This window comes from Paracoccus salsus (assembly GCF_021556615.1).
In the GTDB taxonomy this organism is placed as follows: Bacteria; Pseudomonadota; Alphaproteobacteria; order Rhodobacterales; family Rhodobacteraceae; genus Paracoccus; species Paracoccus salsus.
Genome location: NZ_JAKGGD010000004.1, coordinates 101,212 through 124,168, shown reverse-complemented (window position 1 = coordinate 124,168; position 22,957 = coordinate 101,212). Strand labels below are relative to the sequence as shown.

The 22,957-nt window shown below is 63.8% G+C and carries 19 protein-coding genes; 10 read left to right on the top strand and 9 right to left on the bottom strand.

Annotated elements, in window-relative coordinates:
- Positions 1-672: an amino acid ABC transporter permease gene (locus L1965_RS09850; RefSeq protein ID WP_235756257.1), complete on the bottom strand. Its 672-nt coding sequence runs from the start codon at positions 670-672 to the stop codon at positions 1-3.
- Between the two features lie 46 nt (positions 673-718).
- On the bottom strand, positions 719-1,513 hold the full coding sequence (locus L1965_RS09845; protein ID WP_235756256.1) for an ABC transporter substrate-binding protein: 795 nt from the start codon (positions 1,511-1,513) through the stop codon (positions 719-721).
- Positions 1,514-1,664: 151 nt separating this feature from the next.
- On the opposite strand from L1965_RS09845, the gene L1965_RS09840 reads away from it, so the two are divergent.
- Positions 1,665-2,348, top strand: coding sequence for a FadR/GntR family transcriptional regulator (locus L1965_RS09840; protein WP_235756440.1), 684 nt, complete (start codon positions 1,665-1,667; stop codon positions 2,346-2,348).
- A gap of 162 nt (positions 2,349-2,510) precedes the next feature.
- On the opposite strand, the gene L1965_RS09835 is transcribed toward L1965_RS09840, so the two are convergent.
- The 3 genes from L1965_RS09835 to L1965_RS09825 form a co-directional block, all read right to left on the bottom strand.
- Positions 2,511-5,702, bottom strand: coding sequence for an efflux RND transporter permease subunit (locus L1965_RS09835; RefSeq protein ID WP_235756255.1), 3,192 nt, complete (start codon positions 5,700-5,702; stop codon positions 2,511-2,513).
- Between the two features lie 3 nt (positions 5,703-5,705).
- Positions 5,706-6,758 carry an efflux RND transporter periplasmic adaptor subunit gene (locus L1965_RS09830; protein WP_235756439.1) on the bottom strand — a complete coding sequence of 351 codons (1,053 nt, stop codon included), beginning with the start codon at positions 6,756-6,758 and terminating at the stop codon, positions 5,706-5,708.
- A 124-nt stretch (positions 6,759-6,882) separates the two neighbouring features.
- Complete coding sequence (locus L1965_RS09825) at positions 6,883-7,572, bottom strand: TetR/AcrR family transcriptional regulator (RefSeq protein ID WP_235756254.1); 690 nt, start codon at positions 7,570-7,572, stop codon at positions 6,883-6,885.
- A 239-nt stretch (positions 7,573-7,811) separates the two neighbouring features.
- Between L1965_RS09825 and L1965_RS09820 the strand changes: the two genes are divergently transcribed.
- Both L1965_RS09820 and L1965_RS09815 read left to right on the top strand, forming a co-directional pair.
- Positions 7,812-8,150: a hypothetical protein gene (locus L1965_RS09820; RefSeq protein WP_235756253.1), complete on the top strand. Its 339-nt coding sequence runs from the start codon at positions 7,812-7,814 to the stop codon at positions 8,148-8,150.
- A gap of 37 nt (positions 8,151-8,187) precedes the next feature.
- The gene (locus L1965_RS09815) at positions 8,188-8,475 is read left to right on the top strand and encodes an SH3 domain-containing protein (RefSeq protein WP_235756252.1); all 288 of its coding nucleotides are present in this window, start codon (positions 8,188-8,190) and stop codon (positions 8,473-8,475) included.
- Between the two features lie 145 nt (positions 8,476-8,620).
- Here the strand turns inward: L1965_RS09815 and L1965_RS09810 are convergent, their stop codons facing one another.
- On the bottom strand, positions 8,621-8,971 hold the full coding sequence (locus L1965_RS09810; RefSeq protein WP_235756251.1) for a hypothetical protein: 351 nt from the start codon (positions 8,969-8,971) through the stop codon (positions 8,621-8,623).
- Between the two features lie 24 nt (positions 8,972-8,995).
- Between L1965_RS09810 and L1965_RS09805 the strand changes: the two genes are divergently transcribed.
- The 7 genes from L1965_RS09805 (at position 8,996) to L1965_RS09775 (ending at position 19,062) form a co-directional block, all read left to right on the top strand.
- A complete protein-coding gene (locus L1965_RS09805; RefSeq protein ID WP_235756250.1) occupies positions 8,996-9,148 on the top strand; it encodes a hypothetical protein in 153 nt (50 codons plus the stop codon).
- 85 nt (positions 9,149-9,233) lie between these two features.
- Positions 9,234-10,982, top strand: a complete 1,749-nt coding sequence (locus L1965_RS09800) for a sigma-54-dependent Fis family transcriptional regulator (RefSeq protein ID WP_235756249.1) — start codon at positions 9,234-9,236, stop codon at positions 10,980-10,982.
- A 140-nt stretch (positions 10,983-11,122) separates the two neighbouring features.
- The gene (locus L1965_RS09795; RefSeq protein ID WP_235756438.1) at positions 11,123-12,922 is read left to right on the top strand and encodes an NAD(P)/FAD-dependent oxidoreductase; all 1,800 of its coding nucleotides are present in this window, start codon (positions 11,123-11,125) and stop codon (positions 12,920-12,922) included.
- A gap of 34 nt (positions 12,923-12,956) precedes the next feature.
- The gene (locus L1965_RS09790; protein ID WP_277882959.1) at positions 12,957-14,069 is read left to right on the top strand and encodes a 2,3-butanediol dehydrogenase; all 1,113 of its coding nucleotides are present in this window, start codon (positions 12,957-12,959) and stop codon (positions 14,067-14,069) included.
- Positions 14,070-14,819: 750 nt separating this feature from the next.
- Complete coding sequence (locus tag L1965_RS09785) at positions 14,820-16,022, top strand: M1 aminopeptidase family protein (RefSeq protein ID WP_235756248.1); 1,203 nt, start codon at positions 14,820-14,822, stop codon at positions 16,020-16,022.
- Positions 16,019-17,665, top strand: a complete 1,647-nt coding sequence (locus tag L1965_RS09780; protein ID WP_235756247.1) for a hypothetical protein — start codon at positions 16,019-16,021, stop codon at positions 17,663-17,665. Before L1965_RS09785 ends, L1965_RS09780 begins: the two co-directional genes overlap by 4 nt.
- The gene (locus L1965_RS09775; RefSeq protein ID WP_235756246.1) at positions 17,644-19,062 is read left to right on the top strand and encodes a hypothetical protein; all 1,419 of its coding nucleotides are present in this window, start codon (positions 17,644-17,646) and stop codon (positions 19,060-19,062) included. Before L1965_RS09780 ends, L1965_RS09775 begins: the two co-directional genes overlap by 22 nt.
- 493 nt (positions 19,063-19,555) lie before the next feature.
- Here L1965_RS09775 and L1965_RS09770 read toward each other — a convergent pair whose 3' ends face one another.
- From L1965_RS09770 to L1965_RS09760, 3 genes are read right to left on the bottom strand one after another with little or no spacing between them, the layout of a single operon-like run.
- Entirely contained in the window at positions 19,556-19,660 is a 105-nt protein-coding gene (locus L1965_RS09770) for a DUF2474 domain-containing protein (protein WP_235756245.1), read from the bottom strand.
- Positions 19,660-20,664 carry a cytochrome d ubiquinol oxidase subunit II gene (cydB, locus tag L1965_RS09765; RefSeq protein WP_235756244.1) on the bottom strand — a complete coding sequence of 335 codons (1,005 nt, stop codon included), beginning with the start codon at positions 20,662-20,664 and terminating at the stop codon, positions 19,660-19,662. Before cydB ends, L1965_RS09770 begins: the two co-directional genes overlap by 1 nt.
- Before the next feature lie 6 nt (positions 20,665-20,670).
- Positions 20,671-22,080, bottom strand: a complete 1,410-nt coding sequence (locus L1965_RS09760; protein WP_235756243.1) for a cytochrome ubiquinol oxidase subunit I — start codon at positions 22,078-22,080, stop codon at positions 20,671-20,673.
- Positions 22,081-22,957: the final 877 nt, after the last annotated feature.

Below are 22,957 nucleotides of genomic sequence, written 5' to 3'. Positions count from 1 at the left end.
CTAGCGCCTCCTTGCCGCGAAGCGGCATTCCATGCGCGACACCAGCGCGACCAGCGGCCACAGGAACGCGATATAGATCGCGGCGGCCACGATCAGAGGCGTCGGATTGGCCGCCAGGGCCTGCGCCTGCGTGGCCTGCTTCAGCAGGTCCGGCATCGCCACGACCGAAGCCAGCGCCGTGTCCTTGACCACGTTGATCGCGTTGTTGGTCAGCGGCGGGATGACGATCCGCACCGCTTGCGGCAGGATCACATCGGCCATCGCCTGCCGCCCGCTGAGGCCCAGTGCGGCGGATGCCTCGAACTGGCCCTTGGGGATCGCCTCGATGCCGGCGCGAAAGATCTCGGCCGTATAGGCGCCCGAGACAAGCGTCAGCGCGCTCATGGCCGAAACAAAGGGCGACAGCCGCAGGCCTAGGAAAGGCAGCGCGTAATAGACGATGATCAGCAGCACCAGCAGAGGGATCGACCGGAAGATGTCGATATAGAACCGCGTCAGCAATCGCAGGGGCATCGGTCCGTATAGCCGTGCCATCGCCAGCGCCAGCCCCAGGACCAGGCCCGCGACAATGCTGGCCGCGCCAAGTTGCAGCGTGATCCACAATCCCTGCATCAGCATGGGAAAGGTCCGCCGCATGACCTCGGCGTTCAGGAAGGTATCAAAGAGATCCATGAGCGTCCTTTCGGGTCCAGGTCAGGCCCGGACCCGAAGCAGCGGATCAGTCCAGCGACGGCATCGGCAGGACGGTGACGGTCGAGGAGCCCTCGTCGGGGGCAACGCCGAACCATTTCTCGTGCAGCTTGGCCAGCACGCCCTCGGTCTTGAGATCGTCCAGCACGGTGTTCACCTGCGTCGCGAGTGCGGCATCCTTGGCGAACATCATCGAGTATTTCTCGCCGGTGGGAATGCGCTCGACCACCTCCAGTTGCGGCTTGTCGCGAACATAGTATTGCAGCGCCGGAATATCGGAGACATAGCCGTCGATCCGCCCCGCCTGCAGGTCCAGCATGGCAGGCGCCAGCCCCTCATAGCGGCGGATGTCGGAGAAGCCGTAGGCCTCGGCCTGCGCAGTCGCCCACATGTCGCCTGTCGATCCGGTGTCGACTCCCACGACGCGGCCCTTCATCTCGGCCAGCGAGGCCGGGCCATCGGCCAGAGCCGTCAGCGACTGGTCGCTGTCGTAATAGGGCTGGGCGAAGCTGACCGATTCCAGACGCTCGTCCGTGATGGTGATCGACGAGGTCGCTATGTCGATGCGCCCTGACTGCACCGCCGAGAAGAGGCCGTTGAAGGGTATGTTCACCGTTTCGACCTGGGCGCCGAGGCGTTCGGCCACGGCCGCGACAAGGTCGATCTCGAACCCGACGAACTCACCCGATTCGTCCTGGAATTCCCAGGGCACGTTGCCGATGTTGGCACCGACCGTCAGCGTGTCCTGCGCTGTCGCCGACAGCGTCGTCCCGGCCAGCAATGCCATGGCCCATCCCGTCAGTCGCATTCCTTGTCTCGGCATGATAGCTCCCCACCCTTGTCATTCTGGATCAACCGGCCTAACCGGTCTGACCAGTATTAAGGCATGGTGCGGACGCGTTTGCAATGCTTGTCGCGGGATGCGCAAACTGGGTCGGACGAACATGGCGCCGAGGAAAGGCAGACCGAACGTGATGTGGGACAAGGCGCCAGTGCCGCAGGTGATCGCGCGCAGATTGCAGGACATGATCCGAACAGGAGAGTTGAAGGCCGGCGAGCGCCTGCCCTCGCAACGCGCCCTGTCCGAGCAGCTGAATGTCGCGCGGCCCACGCTGCGCGAGGCTCTGCTGACGCTCGAGACCCTGGGCCTTGTCCAGACCTTGCCGGCCCGCGGCACCTTCGTGCGCGATCCGGCGTCCCGGCCTGCACAGACCTCCTGGCGCTATGACGACGCGCATGATCTGCGCGACGTTTTCCAGACGCGGCTGTTGATCGAAGGCGAGATATGTGCGCTGGCCGCCGCAGCCATGGTCGCAGAAACGGTCAGCACGCTGCACTTGGCCGCCAGAACGTTCCGGGATGCCTGGCAAAGCGGTGATCTGGTTGCCCATGTCGAGGCGGATCTCGCCCTGCACCAGGCAATCGCGGATGCTTGCCCCAACCGGGTGCTGGCGAAGGTCTACGCCAACATGCAGCACCTGCTGAGCGAAACGCAGCGCCAGCCCATCCCGAACACCAACCCGGAGCGGATGCGGCAATCCATCGAGGAACACGGCGCCATCCTGGCGGCTCTGGAAAACCGAAATCCCGACGCGGCCCGGCTCCGGATGCAAGAGCATATTCGCAACACGGCCCGTTGCGCCGGGCATGACGTGTAAAGAGGTCAGATCGTCCAAACCCGTCCATTCATGACAACGGCACCCGCGCCATCGTCCACCGTGCTGCTGCGTCCAGCTGTTCGATCATCGCTGAGCGAAATCGGAGACGCGGCGGCGGCAGAATGACCGAGACGACACCGGCCCAGTCAGCGCACACCACGATCATCGAGGCCAGGGCGACGATGCTGACGCACTGGAGGCGATCTCGGAGCGATTTTCTGACATCTCGCCTGCCTCGCTCGAACCGGCGGCCGTTTTGCCTGGCCGCCCATGTCTCTCGCCCAGCATGAGCATCGCCGGCGTCAGGATGAGGGTCAGCAACGTCGCGACGACGAGCCCTCCGACGATCGCGCTGCTGAGTTCGGTCCAGTATTGCGTCGAGGGCGCGCCGAAGACGATGTCGCGGGTGAAGAAGTTCAGGTTGGCGCCCAGGACCATCGGCATGAGGCCGAGCGCCGTTGTGACCGAGGTCAGCAGCACGGGTCGCAGACGTTGCGCGCCGGTGCGCAAAGCGGCCTCGCGCGGGGACAGGCCGGACCGCTTGAGGTCGTTGTAGGTGTCGATCAGCACGATGTTGTTGTTCACCACGATGCCCGCCAGCGCGATGACGCCGATGCCACCCATGACGACGCCGAAGGGGCGGCCGGTGATAACCAGGCCCAGCAGCACGCCCGCGACCGAGAAGACGATGGCGCTCATGACCACGAAGGCCTGGTAGAAATTGTTGAACTGCAGGACCAGGATGACGAGCATCAGCACGATCGCCGCAACGAAGGCGCTGACCAGAAAGATCATCGCCTCGGTCTGTTCCTCGGCCTCGCCCGCGAAGCTGTAGCTGACATTTTCGGGAATGTCGGCATCGTCCAGAGCCCTCTGGAGGGCGATGACCTGGTCGTTGACCAACAGACCCGGGGCAACATTTGCCTCGATGGTCACGACGCGTTGCTCGTCGATGCGGGTGATCGTGCCGGTGCGCTCGACCGGTTCGAAGGTCACGAAGTTGGATATGGGCACCAGACCGGCCGACGTCGGCACGCGCAAATTTCCAAGCTCGGACAGCGATCGTTCTTCGGCGGGGAACCGGACGCGGATGTCCATTTCGCCGTCGGCATCGCTGGGACGATAGTCGGCGACAGCTATGCCTTGCGTCAGAAGCTGAACCGCCTGTCCCAGCAGGCTGACATCGGCGCCATAGCGGGCAGCCTCGGCCCGATCGACAAGGATGAACACCTCGACACCGGGAAGCGGGCGGGTATCGGTCACGTCGGTGAAGCCACCGATCCGATCCATGATGGAGAGGACCTGTTCGACCGCGACGGCCTGTGCCGCGGGATTGCTGGCCGCGATCCGCAGGTTCACCGGCTTGCCAGTGGTCGGCCCGCCGCTTTCGGTCTGAACCTGCACGTCGATGCCGGCGATGTCCGACACGTCCTGCCGGATTTCGGCGCCGATCGTTTCTGCCGTTCGGCGGGTGTCCCAATCCTTCAGCTCGAGTTGCAGCGTGCCGATCGTCTCCTCGTCGCCTTGGCCTGCGCTCATCGTCGACCGGGCATAGACCGTGGCGATCTCGTCGTAGTCAATGAGCCGTTCCTCCACCCGGCGCACCAGCGCGTCGCGCTCGTAGATCGAAAGATTGTCGCGCGCGCGGATCTGCACCTGCATGAATTCCGGCTCGACAGACGGGAAGAACGCCAGTCCCTTGCCGAACTGCCCATAGAGGCCGAAGCCACCGAGAAGAAGCGCGAGCGCCAGAAGCGCGGTCGCCCATGGACGCAGGATCGCCCATTCGAGCAGCCGGACATAGATGCCGGTCAGGCCCCCGATGCGCCTCGGATCGCCCTGTTCTGCCGCGTGCAGAGACAGCTTGGCCGCGGCCTTCTGCGGCTGCCGCTTGCCGATCAGGCCGCCCAGGACCGGAATGAAGATCAAGGCCATGAAGAGCGACGCGAAGAGCGTCAAAATCACCGTGATCGGCAGGAACTTCATGAACTCCCCGACCATACCGGACCAGAAGAGCAGCGGAAAGAACACGCTGAGCGTGGTCGCGGTCGAGGCGATGATCGGCCAGGCCATGCGCTTGGCGGCATGGGCGTAGGCGGTCTTTGGATCGTCGCCCTGCTGCAGGCGCCGGTCGGCGAGTTCCACGGTCACAATGGCCCCGTCCACCAGCATCCCCACGACGAGGATCAGCGAGAAGAGCACGACGATGTTCATGGTGTAGCCCATCGTCCAAAGCGCGGCGACACCGGCGAGAAAGGCTCCGGGAATGGCAAGGCCGACCAGGATGGCCGAACGCAAGCCAAGGGCCGCCACGATGACGATCATCACGAGGATCACCGCGGCGATGACGTTTGCCTCCAGATCCGACAGCAGCGTTTCGACCTGCTCGGACTGGTCCTGGAGATAGGTGACCTCGACGCTGTCGGGCCATTCGGAGCCGAGGTCTTCCAGCGCGGCTTTCGTCGCTGCCACCGTGTCGATGATGTTCGCGCCCGAGCGCTTCTTGACCTCGAGCGCGAGCGCGGGCTGGCCGTCGATCCGCGCGAAGCCGGCCGGGTCCTCGAACGCGCGCCGGATCGTCGCCACGTCCTCGAATGTGACGACGGTATCGCCGCGCACCTTCACCGGCATCTCCATGACGTCCCCGAGATCCTCGATCAGGCCCGGCACCTTCAGCACGATCCTCCCGCCACCGGTTTCGATGGCGCCCGCGGCGATCAGCCGGTTGTTGCGCTGAAGCTGGCCGATCAGTTCATCGAAGCTGAGGTTGTAGGTCTGGAATACGGTCGGATCGATCAGCACCTCGAGGAACTCGTCGCGCGCGCCGCCGATATCGACCTCGAGGACGCCTGGCACGCCCTCGATGGCCTCCTGCGCCTCGTCGGCCAGGTCATTCAAGGCGCGTTCTGGCACTGGGCCCGAAATGATCGCGGTGATGATCGGGAACAGGGCGGTGTTGATCTCGGTGATCGTCAGGTCATAGGCGTCTTCGGGCAGGTCGCCCTCGACCCGGTCGGCGGCCTCACGCACTTTGTTGAGCGCCTCGTCGATGTCACCACCGGGCGTGAACTCGAGCTGCAGGCTTGCGAAGCCTTCCGAGGCATGGCCCTCGATCTTCTCAAGCCCCTCGATGGCGGCGAACTCGGCCTCCATCGGTTCGATCAGCAGCCGTTCGGCATCCGCCGGGCTGATGCCTTCGAGGCCACTCGAAACATAGACCAGCGGCAGCGGTACCTCGGGATTGGCCTCCTTGGGGATCACGACATAGGAGATGGCGCCGATCCCGAGGATCATCAGCAGCGCCATGAGAGCGACCCGGCTGCGCGAGAACGCAGCGTCGATGATGCTGTTCATGACTCAGCCTTTCTCCGCCAGTGCCTCGGTCGCGTCCGGGGCGGGCGATGGCCTGACCGTCTCGCCTTCGGTCACGAAGCCTTGGCCGAGAGTGATGATCCGGACGGTTTCCGGCAGGCCTGTGACCCAGAGGCCGTCGATTTCCGCGCGCACGATCTCGATGGGGTGGAACGCCACGGTCTCATCGTCATCCACCGTCTTGACGCCCAGGCGGCCTTCGGGGCTCAGCGAGACCGTGGACGGCTGCACGAAATGCGCCTCCGCAGTGCCGGTCGGGATGCGGATCTGGGCCGAGATGCCCGCGGGAATGGCGCCATCCTCGTTCGGCACGGTGATTTCAGTCAGGAAGGTCCGTGTCTCGAAGTTGGCGGCGCTGCCGACGAAGTTCACTGTGCCTTCGCGCTCCTCACCCGTGATGAAGCTGACGGTCGCGGTCTGCCCGTTCTCGATCCGACTTAGCGCCTGCTGCGGAACCTGGATCGCCACGGTCAGGGGGCGGTTATCGACGATGCGCCCGACTTCGGCGCCCGCCTCGACGAACTCGCCGGCGTCGAGCGACAGCGTCTCGATCCGACCTGCGAAGGGGGCCTTGATCTCGAGCGAATCGATCACCTCCTCCGCGGCAGTGAGCGAAGCCTCTGCGGCGGCGAGCGCGGCGCGGGCATCGCTGACGCGGTCGGCCGTCGCCACACCCCGCTCCAGCAGCTCCGAGGCGTTGTCGAATTCGCGTTGCGCGCGGGCACGCTGTTCTCGGGCGCGAGAGAGATCGGCTTCGGCGCGCGTGGTGGAAAGCCGCGCGATCACGGCGTCGTCGTCGACATCCTCGCCTTTCCTCACCAGAACCTCGGCCACATCGCCCGGCGTCTCGGCGCGGATCGAGGTGTCCCGGTCGGGTTGCGCCTGGCCCTCGGCCTGGAAGTAGAGCGTCACGGGCCGCGTCACAGATCGCTCGACGGCGACGGCAACAGGCTCGGCCCGTGTTTCAGCAACCTGGGCCGCGTCCTCATCCCCGGATGGCAGGATGTAGCCGCTTCCCATCCAGCCGATGATGACCATCACCAACGCGGCCGCGATCCATGTCGCGCGGGATGCGCCCCTGTCGTCCTCGAAGGACAATCTTCCGGTCTTGTCTGTCATGTCGATGATCCTCGAAGCGGCTGACCGCGTTCCCTTTTTCGCCTCAAGCAGCGGGTGCGGTCAGGCCGACCAGCATCCGGCGATAATCCGCGGGGCCCGACAGTGAGACGCTCCCTTTCGGCAGGCCCAGCAATCGGTCGCAGATCGTTCCCTCGGCCTGCATGCGGTCGTCGAGATGGCGGGTTGCGCGATCCAGATCGCCCGAGGCCGCCAGCGTGGCCGCCTCTTCGAGCACCTGCCGCCGCCCATGCGACAGTCCGACGATCACCTCGGCCGTCAGACGGGCATCGGTCACGTCGAACGTGCCGTCTGCGATGCCCTCGGCGATCAGGTCCTTCAGCACGGGCACGGCCGCCGCCGCCGTCGCGTCGACGACGCGACGATAAAGGATGTCGTTTCCGGGCTTCATGAGCACATCGGCGAAAAAACGCATCTCGCCGATGTTGTCGGCCTTCCAGCGCACCGATCCGGCCATGAACGCGTTCAGCTTGGACAATGCGTTTCCAGTCGCCTGGTGGCGGGCAGTCTCTGCGGCCGCAAGTCCCTGTTCGGTCATCCGGGTGACGATACCGGCCAAGAGGTCGTCCTTGGCGCTGAAGTGATGATAGAACCCCCCCTTCGAGATGCTTGCCGCTTCCAGCACGTCGGCGATGGTCACCTCCTCCCAGCCTCGCTCGATGAACAGCGCCTGGGCAGTATCCAGAATGGCCTTGCGCCGTTCCTGGGGCGCCATCCGGTTTCGGTTTGCCCTTGATCCATTGCTCTGTGCCATCGGAGATTGCCTGATTACAAACCGTCGGTCGGTATGTAGGTCTTCAGGTCGCAGACGACAATCACTCATTCGGTTCCGTTGACAGAAACCCTGAGGCATGGCGATCGGCTGTGACGCCGCCCGAGAAATGTCTTTCCTCGATCACCTTCGCCAGATCGTCCGCCCAATAGTTCACCTGGCGACGGCATCGATTGCAGTGCATGACCATCAGCATGCGGTCGCGGGCGCAATCGGCGATCGAACGGTTGGCGAACCTGTTGCGGGATGGAACGGAAGGCATCGCGATTCTCACTTTCGCCAACGAGAACATTCGACGAACACAGGCGCAAGCCCTGGCCGAGCGACGCTTGACTGAGAGGCGGCGCAGGCCAATTCACCCCGCAGCCCCTGTCCGATCGGCTGAACACGCGCAGGACACGGACAGGTCGTGGCGGGCTTTGGCGCATGTCGACCATGCGGAACCTGTCCAGGTGCCTGCAAAAACGCTCGATCGGGCGCCGGAAGTCATGTTGCTGTTGCAGACACCTGCCTCGACGTGAAAGCAGGGCAAGCATGTGGAACGATCGAGGGGACATCATGAGCAGAACCGCATTCCCGGCCTTCCTGGCCCTCATTCTTGTCGTCGGGTGCAACGTCGGCTCGGGCGGACGGGTGATCGTCAAGGGCGCGGGTCCGGACGACCTTCTGAAACTGCGGTCAGGGCCCGGGCTGAACCACAGGGTGATCGTGGGCTTGCCGGATGGGACCGAATTGAACCGCCGTGGCTGCAGGACCGAACGTGGCCAGACCTGGTGCCATGTCTCACTAGCGGATTCGCCCGGGGTCACGGGATATGTCTCCGCAGACTATCTGGCGGTGTTCTGAGCAAGCGTGAACAGCGCCGTCGGGTGACCGGGACAACCCCGTTACCAAAGTCCGAAGCCGAACTGCCTGCGCGCGTTGCGTCAGGATTAAAGCCTATCCTTTCCTGACGGAATCCCGGGGATGTCCCGTCTCGGCGAATGGTGATTCAAGACGGATGCCGGCGAAGGAGGCCGGCGTCGATGACGAAACCCTTTTCGAGTGATTTGCGGACGGGCATGGTCGAGGAGATCGAGGCTGGCTCCAGCCTTCGCAGCGTGGCTGAGCGGTCCGCCAAGCGTTTCTCGCCGGCTACCAGGAATTCCGTCGGCCAGGTGCAGCGGAGGCTCTCTGCGATCCCCTCGCGCCGGCACAGCTTCGCGACGCTTTCCTTGCCGGGAAGGCCCGCCAGCACGCTGCGGATCCTCTCCTCTGCCGGGCAGTGCTGGCGCGTCTTCCGTTTGATCCCGCCTGGCCAGCCTGCCAGCGGCGTCCTCGATGTTCCGGATTTCTTGTTCATCGTCGCTGCCTGATTGAATCGAAGATGAACAAGAAATCCTCCGTTGCTCGAACCCCGGAACCTGTCCGGTGGACGATGACGCCAGACATCCGGGAACAAGCCGTCATTCGCTGGAACGGTGCCAACAACCGCCGTCAGCCCATTCCGCTGAAAACGTCGTCGTGCACACCGATCTGATTTGAAACCACCAAAGCCTGATACCAAAGTCCAGCATCGTGCAAGTATCTCCTGGTTGTACTAATGTGCGCGGGAGGAGGTTCTCATGGTTGAACGTCATCACATCGAGGAAATCGCGCAGGTTCTGGGCGGTCATGCGACCGGCCGGGACAGTTACGTAGATGCCTCCTGGCGGCGATGCGTCGAGATTTACGGCATGGACCCAACGCGCAGTGATCCGGCCCACATCGTCACGGACACCGAGTTTCGCACACACCGCGAGCAGGCCGATTGGATGATCGGGGCGGCGCGATCCAGTCTCCAAAGTCTGTTCCGACAGGTTGCGGGCCAGAATTACGTGCTGCTGCTGACGGATGCCAAAGGCGTCTGCGTCGATTTTTTCGGTGACGATCTCTTTCTGGACGAGTTGCGCGGGGCGGGTCTTTACCTCGGTTCGAACTGGTCCGAGGACGTGGCCGGAACATGCGGGGTCGGTGCCTGCATCGTGACCGGCGAGCCGGTCACCGTCCATCAGGATGATCACTTCGGAAACGCGCATACGGCGCTGTCCTGCACCTCGGCGCCGATATACGACAGTCTGGGCCAACTGGCGGCCGTGCTCGACATCTCCCTGCTGCGCTCGCCGTCCCCCAAAAGCAGCCAGAACCTTGCCATGTCCCTGGTCATGGCGGCGGCGCGACGCGTCGAGATGGCGAACCTCATGGCTGCCAGCCGTCGAGAATGGGTGTTGCGGTTTTCGTCCAGCCCCGAGTTCCTCGATGTCGAGCCGGAAGCGGCCATTTCCCTTGACGGTTCAGGCCATGTGATCGGAGCCACCCGCGCCGCCACGCGGATGCTTTCGGGCGGCAGGAACCTGATCGGCGCGCGTATCGACAGCCTGTTGGGCTTGGGCGTCGATGACCTGCCCGACCTGATGCGCGACCGCCCCACAGAGGAAAGGGTCGTGGCTTTGGGCGATGGCGGCGCAGTGTTCGGACATGCGATCGCGCCACAGGCTCCGCGACAGGTGCAAAAGAAGAAAGCGGCTCTGGAACGACGTGCGCAGGGGTGGTTTGTCGGTACATTGGCGGGCAGCGATCCGACCATGTCACGCGTGTTGTCACAAGCAGAACGGCTCGCGCCGACGCCTGTTCCGCTGATGATCTGCGGCGAGAGCGGCAGCGGCAAGACCAAGCTTGCCCGCGCCATTCACATGGCCTCTCGTCGCGAAGGATTCGCGGCACTGGACTGCGCCGGAGCCGTGCCCGAGACTGTGCGCGATGCCCTCTCAGCTCAGCGCGGACCCGGAACGCTTCTGCTGCACCGCATCGAGAATCTGCCACCAGAGACGGCGCAGGTCCTGCCGGGTCTTCTGGATTCACATCCCGATACGCGTCCTGTCGCAACCAGCGGTCAGGCGCTCACCGCGCTGATGTCACGAGAGACGCTTCCGTCGGAACTCTATTTCCGGCTGTCGGGGGCCGTACTCGAATTGCCCCCTCTGCGCGAGCGGCAGGATCTAAGCTGGTTGATCGAGCGGCTGCTCGGTCGGCGCTGCGGCGGAGACATGCGCCTGACGCCTTCGGCGCGGGCCGAGCTGATGGGTCGCGACTGGCGCGGGAACCTGCGCGAGCTCGGCAATGTTCTGGATGTCGCCTGCGTCTTGGCCGAGAGCAATGTGATCGACCTGCCGGATCTTCCTGCCGCGCCGCAGGCGCGCGAGCAAGAGCAGAATCTCGAAGGTGTCTTGGACGCCTGCAACTGGAACATGGCCCGGGCCGCGCGCCGTTTGGGGGTCAACCGGTCGACCGTTCTGCGCCGCATCCGCAAGGAGGGGTTGCGCGCGCCGGACTGAGACGTTGCGCGGCGTTGCATGTGCAACATGCCGCATCGCAGCATCGCCTTGGGCAGCGATTTTCGCCAGATTTCCATGGAGGCGATGCGGCTCGTTTCGCCACTGTCTGCTCATCACATTGCTGATGAGGAGGAAACATGATGCTCGACTCGACAGTCAACACCCAGGTGCAACAGACACTCGACAGCCTGAACGCTGCCCTTCAGGATGGCGACGCACAGGCCGCAAGTGCCTTGTTTGCCACCGACAGTTACTGGCGCGATCTGGTCGCCGTGACATGGAACATGAAGACGGTCGAGGGGCCGTCCGGTGTTCGGGACATGCTGACGGCGCAGTTGAAACACACCAAACCGCGCGATTTTGCCATTCAGGATGGCGAAATCCCCGGGGAGGATGGCGGCGTCATCACCGCGTGGATCACTTTCGAGACCGCCGTGGGCCGGGGTTGGGGCCTGATGCGCCTGAAGGACGGGCGGATCTGGACGCTGCTGACCGCGCTTCAGGAACTGAAAGGCTTTGAGGAGAACAAGGGCAAGCGCCGCCCGATGGGGGCGGAACACGGCGCCGCCAAGAACCGGAAATCGTGGAAGGAAAAGCGCGAATCCGAGGCGACCGAACTGGGGTATACCGAGCAACCCTATACGGTGATCGTGGGTGGGGGACAGGGCGGCATAGCCCTTGGCGCGCGCCTGCGCCAACTCGGGGTGCCGACCATCGTTCTCGACAAGCACGACCGGCCCGGCGATCAATGGCGGTCGCGGTACAAGTCGCTCTGCCTGCATGATCCGATCTGGTATGACCACCTGCCCTACATCAAGTTCCCGGACAACTGGCCGGTCTTCACGCCCAAGGACAAGGTGGGCGACTGGCTGGAGATGTATACCAAGGTGATGGAGATCAACTACTGGACCCGTTCCGAGGTTCAGAGCGCGCAATACGACGCGGACGCCGGGACCTGGACGGTAAAGGTGAACCGCGATGGCGAAGAGGTCACGCTGCGGCCGACGCATCTCGTGTTGGCCACGGGGATGTCGGGCAAGCCCAACATGCCGGAGTTTCCGGGAATGGACAGCTTCAAGGGCACCATCCAGCACAGCTCACTACACGAAGGCCCGGATGCCTGGGCCGGCAAGAAGGTGGTCGTCGTGGGGTCGAACAACTCGGCCCACGACATCTGCGCCGCACTCTGGGAAGCGGATGCCGATGTGACCATGGTCCAGCGCTCGTCCACCCACATCGTGCGCTCGGACACGCTGATGGAGGTCGGACTGGGGGCTTTGTACAGCGAAGAGGCGGTGGCATCCGGGATGACCACGGAAAAGGCCGACATGGTTTTTGCCTCTCTGCCCTACCGGATCATGCATGAGTTTCAGATTCCGCTCTATGACCAGATGAAAGAACGCGATGCCGAGTTCTACGCAGGGCTCGAGAAAGCAGGCTTCGAGCTTGACTGGGGCGACGACGGTTCGGGCCTGTTCATGAAATACCTGCGGCGCGGTTCCGGCTATTACATCGATGTCGGCGCCAGCCAGTTGATCATTGACGGCGAGGTGAAGCTTGTGAAGGGCCAGGTGAAGCGTTTTGACGAGACCGGCGTGGTGCTGTCGGATGGCACGCATCTGGATGCCGATCTGGTGGTCATGGCGACCGGCTACGGTTCGATGAACGGCTGGGCTGCCGACCTCATCAGCCAGGAGGTCGCTGACAAGGTGGGCAAGGTCTGGGGCCTCGGTTCCGACACCACCAAGGATCCCGGCCCCTGGGAAGGCGAGCAGCGCAACATGTGGAAACCGACCCAGCAGGAAAACCTCTGGTTCCATGGTGGCAACCTGCACCAGTCGCGGCACTACTCGCTGTACCTTGCGCTGCAATTGAAGGCGCGAATGGAAGGGATCGCCACCCCCGTCTACGGCCTTCAAGAGGTGCATCACCGGTCATGATGCCTCTGGCGGCGCGCCGGACAACGGTGCGCCCATGCGCCCGGCGAAATCCTTCCGCCCGGCGCATCCTTTTGCTGACATAGGAGAAAAACACATGAAAGTAGCACGTTGGCATGGCGTGAGGGACATTCGCGTCGAAGACATCCCTGAGCCGACCCCCGGCCCGGGCGAGGTCAAGGTTAAGGTCGCCTGGACCGGAATCTGCGGCAGCGACCTGCACGAATACCTTGCCGGACCAATCTTCATACCGGTTGGCGAGGACCATCCCCTCAGCCACGATCAGGCCCCGATCACGATGGGTCACGAATACTGTGGCACAATCTCCGAACTGGGCGAAGGCGTCACTGGCCTTTCGGTCGGTGATCGCGTCGCCATCGAACCGATCTTTGCCTGCGGAAAATGTCCCGCCTGCCTCGAAGGCAAGTACAACCTGTGCGAGCGCCTGGGGTTCGTCGGACTGTCCGGCGGTCACGGCGGTTTTGCCGCCTCCAGCGTTGTGCCGGCCCGGATGGTTCACAAGATGCCCGACGGTCTGTCGATGGAACAGGGGGCCTTGGTCGAACCCGCCGCGGTTGCCCTGCACGCCGTTCGCCTGTCCAAGATCAAGGCCGGCGACAAGGCCGCTATCTTTGGCGCAGGTCCGATCGGGCTTCTGGTGCTGGAATCGCTGCGCGTTGCGGGCGCGTCCGAGATCCACGTCGTAGAACCCTCCGAGGTGCGGCGGCAAAAGGCGCTGGATCTCGGCGCAACCTCGGTGATCGACCCGACGGGAACGGATGCGGTCGCCGCGATCCGCGAAGCGACGGGTGGTGCTCATGTGGCCTTCGAGGTGACCGGCGTGCCACAGGTGCTGCCTCAGTGCATCGAGGCCACCCGCCACGAGGGACAGGTTCTGGTCGTGTCGATCTGGGAAGCCGAAGCGTCCTTCCAGCCCAACACGATAGTACTCAAAGAGCGTCAGTTGCAGGGCACCATCGCCTACCGCAATGTCTATCCAGCGGTCATGGCGCTGATGAAACAGGGCTATTTCAGCGCCGATCAACTGGTAACAAGGCGGATCGCTCTGGATGACGTGGTGGCCGATGGATTCGAGGCGCTTGTCGCGGAGAAGTCTCATGTGAAGATCCTCGTCAAGGCACCCGACTGACGTCCCGCAGGAAAGAAAATCCGGCCGCCCAGAAACGGCTGAGCGGCCGGAAACCAAGCAACAACCCGACATTCGGACACAGATTCCAGCTCCGGTTTGCAGTCTGCTGGTCTTCGACGAAGACGAGATCGGAGATGTCGAAACGCAAGGGGCACGCGCCCTGCGGGTACGCGGTGCGCGGCACGACCCGCGCTGGCTGAGCGCGGCGTTGCAGATGGCAATCGGTCCTGTGATGGCGGGCGGTCCTTGGCTTGCTGAAGCACCTCGTCCAACCACATGGACTCGCGATGTGAATCCTTCACGGTGAGAGTTATGCGACAACGCCAAGCGGCAGTGGCCGCGCAACCGCTCTTGGTGGTGCGGCCGCTGCCGTGACCTCGTCCAGCTTCTGCCGGCGAGGGCAAGCCAGCCTCCTGTGCTCCACGTCAAGCAGCGTCTCGTGCCACAGTTCCAACGGGACGTGGAAGAGCAACCATGACGGCGCAATACAACGTGGCCCAGCCTGCCTCGCCCCCACCGTCGTTACGATGCGACATCCCTGAAAGCGATGGCTCTTGTCGCAACGGTGATAGCAACTGCGATTTGATCTTTTGCCGCGATTGCTATAATTTAGTAGTGGTCGTCGCGTAAATGCGCGGCCTCTTGAGTGTTGATTGACTCAGTAATATCAACTCACGAGGCATTGCTGTGAGCGGTTTTCGCCATGCTCCCCCGCCGCGTGCGGTGGCGGGCCTGCTTTCGGTTCCGGTCATGATCGACCAGATCACGGCGGCCTTCCAGATCGACGGCAGCACCAAATCCGCCTCGGCCACGGCCCAGATGGCGTTCACCGTAGGGCCGCATGATGGTCATCCGGTCTTCGACCTGCGACAGACCATATCCTCGGCGACGCTGGATGGCGTTTCCGTTCCCCCGGCCGGGATCGCGCATCACGATTTCGACGGCGGGCCCGATGCGCAGATGCGGGTGCTCGAACGCTGGCTGACCGCTGGCACCTCGCATGTGCTGGCGCTCTCCTATTCGCTTGGCACGCCCGCTTCACCCAATGCCCGCGGGCTGGTCTGGGAGGCGGAGTCGAGCCGGCTGTCCTTCGACTTCTTCATGAGCGACCTCAATCCGGCGCGGTATCTGGAAGCTTGGTTGCCCTCCACCGCGCTCTGGGACCGCTTTCCGGTCACGCTGGAGGTGCAGATGGCCGGCGCCCCGGCGCATGTGCTGCTCTCGAACGGGGCGGTGACCGGTCTGGGCGCCAGTCACTGGTCCATTTCCTTCCCCGCCAGTTTTGCGCCCTGCTCGCACTTTCTCATCATCGCGGCCGCCGACCGGATCACGCAGCATTCCGCCGCGACCGTCCTTCCGGGCGGGCTGGCAGTCACGATCGACGTGGCGACGCGCAACTCGGACGGAATCGACCTCGTCGCTGGCGCGGCCGCAATCGCCGGGCATCTGGCGGCAAACACCACCGGGACCGGCCCCTGCAGGCACGGTGGCCGCCACACCGCGCTGCTGACGGCGCCCGGCTATCACAACATGGAATACGACGCGGCCACCACCACCGCGAACAGCGCCCTCGCCCACGAGGTCTTCCACAGCTGGTGGGCCCGCGGGCTGGTTCCGGCTCAGGGGCAGGACGGCTGGCTGGACGAGGCCTGGACGACGTACATGACCGGGACGCCGGGTGCGGTTCCGCTCGACACGAGCGATCCTGCGGTGACCATGTGGCCGGGCAATCCCTGGGCCCGCCGGACCCCGACATGGACGCTGGTCACGCCGCGCGACGCCAGGCCAGGCAGCAGGGTCACGCCGGACCTGCTGCAACGCAACGCGCGAGGCAGCATCGTGGGCGGCGTGTCTGTCACTGCAGAACTTACCGAACGAAAACCGAAAACGAAGCGGAAGGCGACCCGCGCCACGCCAGCGCGGAGCCTCACGACCAGGAGGACACGATCATGAAAGTACTTTATCGTCCCGACCTGAAGGGTCATGTCAGGGTGGATGACGCCAATCGCGTTCGCGCGATCCGGCACAGCCAGGAATACTGGGAAAGCCCGGTGGGTGGTGGCCTCACGACTGCGGTCCGCTACCTGCGCGAGCTCGCGCAGGTCTACGAGATCCCGTCCACGCGGCTCAACCGGCTGGCGACGCAGGTTGCCTTCCTCGATCCGAAGGAACAGGGGGAAGAATACCGGCTCTCGGAAGAGAAACGGATGTTCGATTCCGAGACCTTCGGCTTCTACCAGACCTATCTCAACGTGCCCGTCTGGCGCGCCGGTCTGAAGGTCACCGTGAAGCAGGGCCCTAACCGCGTCGTCCACTCAGAGGACAGTTCGCAATCGGGTGTCGATGCCACGCTGCCGCCGTCCCGCGTGATCAAGAAATTCCAGGCGCTCTTTGGCGATGCCACCGCCGCCAGCATCAGCCGCCGCGCCCTGCGGGCGCAGGCCGATCTGCGCGACACGAAGCTGAGAGCGGCTGTCCGCGAAACGGGCGAAACCGACAGCGCCGGAGAAAGCTTCCTGAAATCGGTACTGAAGTTCACCGGCGATGGCGAAGACCGCACGACCGATGTGCGAATGATCCGCGGGCGGTTCTGGATCTACCGCTATGACGCCGCCGAGCGCTTGCCCGAGGGTGATCCGGACCAGCCGGTGATCCGGGAGGACGAGACCCCGCCCCCGCGGCGCCGCAGCAGGCCGAAGGCGAGCGGGCGCGAGGTGCACACAAGCGTGCCGCTGCCGTTCGATGTGCCGCCCGTCAGCGACAAGATCGAGGACGGCAGGTACTACATGGTGGGCGAGGTGACCTTCGAGGTCACCGCGGGCGACGACAAGACCGTCTGGCGGGCGCTGATCGAACTTGAGAGCAATTCGATCCTCTACCTCCGGCCGCTGGTGGCGCATGTGAACGGTCTCGTCTTCGAGCAGGACCCGATCACCAGCTCGGGGACGACCACGCCCACCAGCGCGTCGAACAACGCCACGCTGAATCCGCATCGCGACGATGTGCTGCTTCAGAACCTCGACGCGCCGGTGGCTGGCACCCAGTCCCTGCGCGGGACGTTTGCGGAGGTGACGCAGGTCGAAGGGCCCAACATCGCCGCGCCCACGCAGGGCAGCGGCGCCGATTTCGACTACGACACGCGGACCAACAACTTCGCCTCGGTGAGTGGCTATTTCCATGTCGACCGGATTTTCCGGACGATGCAGGACTTGGGCTTCAACGTGTCCACCTACATGGCCAACACGAACTTCCCGGTGCCGGTGGACATCCGCTGCTTTGACGCCATCAACGCGCATTGCGTGGGCGACGGCATGGGAGGGATCGGCCACACGGGCTACGGGCTCATGGACACGACCGACACCACGAACCCGCTCGGCCGCGCCTGCGACCCGCGGGTGCATCTGCACGAGGTGTTGGGTCACGGCATCCTCTACGAGGCCGTCGACAGCCCCAACATGGGCTTCGTCCACAGCGCGGGTGACTCGCTCTCTCTGATCTATTCGACCCCGAATCGCAGTGCAGGGGCGTCGATGGCACACCGCTCGGCAAACCCGGTGATCTGCGCTTCACCTACGTGCCTTGGCACCCGACACTGAACCGGCGCGCCGACCGTGACGTCGCCGCCGGCTGGGCCTGGGGCGGCTTCCGGGACGATGGCGGCTACGGCTCGGAGGAGATTCTGCTCACCACGCTCTTCCGGTTCTACCGGTCGATCGGCGGCGATCACCCGAATCTCGGCCGGCGGCAATTCGCCTCGCGCATGGCGATGTACCTGATCCTGCGCGCGATCGGCAGCCTGACACCGGCCACCGACCCGCAATATGCCCGGGATTTCGCGGACGATCTGATCGCGACGGATGCGCTCAACTGGACCAGCGAAGGTGTCTTCGGCGGGGCCTACAACAAGGTCATCCGCTGGGCCTTCGAGAGGCAGGGCGAATACCAGACACCCCTCGTCACCGCGGGAAGTGCCGCCGACGGCACGATCATCACCGCGGGCGATCCGCCGCAGTTCGATGTCTATATCGATGACGGGCGCGCGGGCGAGTACGACTTCCAGCACGTGCACTGGCACACCACGACGATCTGGAACCGGCGCGCGGCGGACGGGATCGACGCGCATCAGGAACCAGAGCTTGGCTCGACCAACTACGCCTATGTCAAGATCAGAAACCGCGGCACCGCCCAGGCCACCAACGTGGTGGTCCGAGGCTATCACACCAAACCCGGTGCCGGCCTGAACTGGCCCGCGGATTTCGAGGCCTTCGCGACCGCTTCCATCAATGCGGGAACGCTGAACGCCAACAATGCCGAGGAGAAGATCGTGGGTCCTTTCGAATGGACGCCCAACATCAACGCCTATGGCCACGACTGCTTGCTGATGGTGGTGAGCGCCGACGGCGATCCGTCGAACGTGGACAACTTCACCGCTGGCGAGACGATTCCCGAGTGGCGGCTCGTGCCCAACGACAACAACGTCGGCCAACGCAACGTCAACCCGGTGCCCGGCGGCGGCGGCGAAGGCGGCCTGATGGCCGGGCTCGACAATGTGAGCTTCTTCGTCGGCAACCCCAACCCCGGGCGCGGCCGGATGACCTTCGACATCCGTCTGCCGAGCCTTCTGCAAAAGCGGGGCTGGCGGCTCGAGCTTCAAGGCGTGGGCGACGGCTTCACGCTCGCCTCGGGTGCCAGGCGCGAGGTCTTCATCACGCTGCATCCGGGCCAGTCCTTCACCCGCGACGCGGTGGAGGCCTCGGCGGATCGCGACATCCGGATCGACGTCCTGCACAACGACAACCCGATCGGCGGGATGACCTACCGGCTCGACCCGGACATCTCGCGGCCATGGAATGCCGACCGACCGCGCGACCGCGACTGCCTCGACGAGGCCCAGCGGCTGGCGAAGTGCCTCGGCATCGACCACGACATCGAGAAGGTCTGCGTCAAGGAAATCATCGTCGGCCTCAAGGTGAAGAAGGACGATTGCTGCTAGGCAGGGGCGTCCTTTTGCCGACCATCGGTCGGACCTCAGCGGACGCGGAACGCTGCGCCCGCTCAAGCTTGGATTCCGCAGGGCACTGCGGGACCGTCCTGCGCCTTGCAGGGGGAAATGACGATACTGTCGGAGTGGCGCGTCGTGCCGTCCTTGCCGGTCCAGGTGCCCTTCAGCAGGTCGGTTTCCACGCCATGCGGACCCGGTTCATTCCCGAGGCGATCCTCGACCGGTTCGACTGCGTGAAACGGGGCACCGAAGATGCAGCAAGAAGCGGCTGGCCCGCGCTGGCCGTTTCAGGTGCATCCGCCATCGCGCTATCACCTGCTGGTCCGCAAAGCCGGATCTGGGCCGTCGCCCCATTCCGGGACCGCGTTCAGCCTGTGCAACATGGCCATCCGTGCGGTCCAGGGGCGGTCAGGGACCAAAGCGACGCTTCATGGAGCCTTTTCCGTGGGTGCTTGGTGCGTTGATTGATTGTGAACCCTGGCTGTCAGAAGATCATTGCGCGAATGATCATCGCGACGATGAACAGCGTGGCCACTCCGCCCAGCCAGAGTGCCGCGAACCAGAGGGCCTTGCGCAAGGCGTCGGACATCAGTGATACCCTCCCGCCGGGTCGACCTTGCCGCGGAAAACCCAGTAGGCGTAGGCGGTATAGGCCAGGATCATCGGCACCAGCACCAGTGCGCCGACCAGCAGGAACAACAGGCTTTCATCCGGCGCGGCCACGTCCCAGATCGTCAACGAAGGCGGCACCATGTAGGGGTAGAAGCTGATCCCCAGCCCGATGAAGCTCAGCACGAACAGCGCCAGCGTGGCTCGGAACGGCCAGGTATCGCGGTTCTCTCGCAATCCCTTCAGGAATACGAAGGCGACGATCAGGACCGACGCAGGCACCAGCGCCGAAAAGAGCGCGTTGGGAAAGCGGAACCAGCGGTCCAGATAGAGGGGGTTGAGGAACGGTGTCAGCAGGCTGACCAGCCCGATCAGCGCCAACGTCGCCCAGCCGATCCACAGAGCCAGCCGATGCGCGATGGCGCGCACCGGACCATCGGTTTTCATCACCAGCCAAGTGGCGCCGAGCAAGGCATATCCGGTGACCAGGGCCACGCCTGTGATGATGGAGAACGGCGTCAGCCAGTCCCAGTTGCCGCCTGCATAGGCGCGCCCCTCGACCGCTATCCCCTGCACCAGCGCGCCCAGCGCCACACCTTGCGCGAAGGTGGCGATCAGACTGCCGCCGAAAAAGGACAGATCCCACAGGAATTTGCCACGCCTGGTGCGCCAGCGGAACTCAAAGGCCACGCCGCGGAACACCAGCGCCAGAAGCATGACGATGATCGGAACGTAAAGCGCGGGCATGACCACCGCATAGGCCAGCGGAAAGACGGCAAACAGACCGCCGCCACCCAGCACGAGCCAGGTCTCGTTGCCGTCCCAGACCGGGGCGACGGTGTTCATGGCAAGGTCCTTGTCGGCTTCCGTCGGCATCAGCGGAAACAGGATGCCGACGCCCAGATCGAACCCGTCAAGGATGACATAGGCGAGGATGGCGAAGGCGATCAGCCCGGCCCAGATGAACGCAAGATCGAATACCATGTGGACTCACTCCGCCGGGATGAATTTGTCGTCGAACGCGGGCGCTGGGGTCACACCCGCGGTGCGCGTCGGCCCTATGCCCGAAACCGGCGTGCCATCGTCCGGTCTCTTGCCCATCAGGCGCAGGATGTAGAAGGTCCCTGCCCCGAACAGCGTGAAATAGATGACGATGAAGGCCAGCAGCGACGCGCCGACTGCTGACGCCCCGACCGCGGTGACGCTGTCGTTGGTGGACAGCAGGCCATAGACCGTCCACGGCTGCCTCCCCACTTCCGTGGTGATCCAGCCAGCCAGCACCGCGACAAAACCGGCCGGGCCCATGGCAATGGCCGCCCGGTGCAGCCACGGCCGATCATACATCGTTCCGCGCCACCGCATTATGACCGCCCACAGGCCAAGGCCCAGCATTGCAAAGCCCAGTGCAACCATCACCCGGAAAGACCAGAACACGATGCCAACCGGCGGGCGTTCCTCGCGCGGGAAATCCTTCAGTCCCGGCAGCGGTGAGGTGAGGTCGTGCGTGAGGATCAGCGACGACAGATAGGGGATCTGGACCGCGTAGTTCACGGTCTCGTTCTCTGCATCAGGGATTCCGAACAGGATCAGAGGGGCTCCGCCTTCGGGATGCGGCTCGAAATGGCCCTCCATCGCGGCAATCTTGGCGGGTTGATGCTCAAGCGTGTTGAGCCCGTGGAAATCGCCAGCGACAATCTGCAGGGGTGCCACCACGATCAGCATGCCCATCGCCATGGAGAACATGGTGCGCGACGCCTGGTTGGCCCGGTCCCGCAACAGATGCCAGCCACCGACCGCACCCACGACCAGCGCGGTGGTCAGGTAGGCCGCCAGGACCATATGCACCAGACGGTAGGGGAAGGATGGGTTGAACACGATCGCCCACCAGTCCACCGGCACGAACTGCCCGACCTCGTTGATGGCATGGCCCTGCGGCGTCTGCATCCAGCTGTTGACCGAGAGGATCCAGAACGCCGAGCCCAGCGTGCCGATGGCGACCATCAAGGTCGCAAAGAAATGCAGCCTTGGCCCCACCTTTTCACGGCCAAACAGCATCACGCCCAGAAAGCCTGCCTCCAGGAAGAAGGCCGAAAGCACTTCATAGCCCATCAGCGGGCCGATCACCGGACCCGCCGTGTCGGAAAACACCGACCAGTTGGTGCCGAACTGATAGGACATCACGATCCCGGACACGACGCCCATGCCGAAGGCTACCGCGAAGATGGTCTTCCAGTAGTTGAAAAGCTTCAGGAAGACCTCGCGGCCCGTCCACAGATGCAACCCGTTCAAGACGGCCAGGTAGCTTGCCAACCCGATCGAAAAGGCTGGAAAGATGATGTGGAAGGACACGGTGAACGCAAACTGGATCCGCGCGAGTTCGATGGCATCGAAGCCGAACATGGGCCTGCCTTTCGATTGATACATTCTGTGTGAATAAATATAGGAGCTGAGGCAGGAAATGGGCAGGCTCCATTAAGGGACGCGTTGTCACACCCGATCGAAGGAAGCCGACTTGCGGTTGACCGGCTATACCAACTACGCGCTGCGCACCCTGCAGATGGCAGCGATCCGCGCACCACATCTTGTCAGGATTGACGAGGTGGCGCAGGCGCATCGCATCAACCGGGCCCATCTGACAAAGGTTGTCCACGAGCTTGGACAGGCCGGGTATCCCCTGCTGCCAGCAGCCAAGGGGAAGGTGTCACATGGGTCACTTCTCAATGAAAATTATGCGCCTACCCGGGTCACTTCTGGGTGCAAATCAACAAGAGTTTCGTTGCTGAGTCCCTTCCACGATGGACGGAGGCTCCGCCCGAATACACGCGCGGTGGGGGAACCAGCCTGACGAAGACAGCCTAAAACTGGAACTAGCGAACCGGGCCAATGAGGTGTTCGAGACGATGCTTGCGTTTGAGCCACCCTCCGTCCGTCTTGTTGAGAAGAACGTCTCCCCGTCGAACGTCGAGGACCCTCGATTTCTCAGTCGGTTGCGCTCCATCATGGAGCGTCGCCGCGTACCAAAAGCTATCATTGACTCGCTGTTCTCGTCAGGAGAAGCCGCGCCCGAGCAGGGAGAACTGCTGCCAAATCGGTGAGAACAACCCCGAAGTGAAGTTCGATCTCTGTTCCTTCCGGGGATGCGCCCCCTGAAATCGAAGTGTTCAGCGGGGCACCTGATAAGCCGCAGTTTTATCAGGTGCTTGTCAAAACCTCACCAAATCGGCGCAGTCATGAGGTCCGGAGAATATCGGCCCTGAGAGACCGCTTCCGGGCCTCC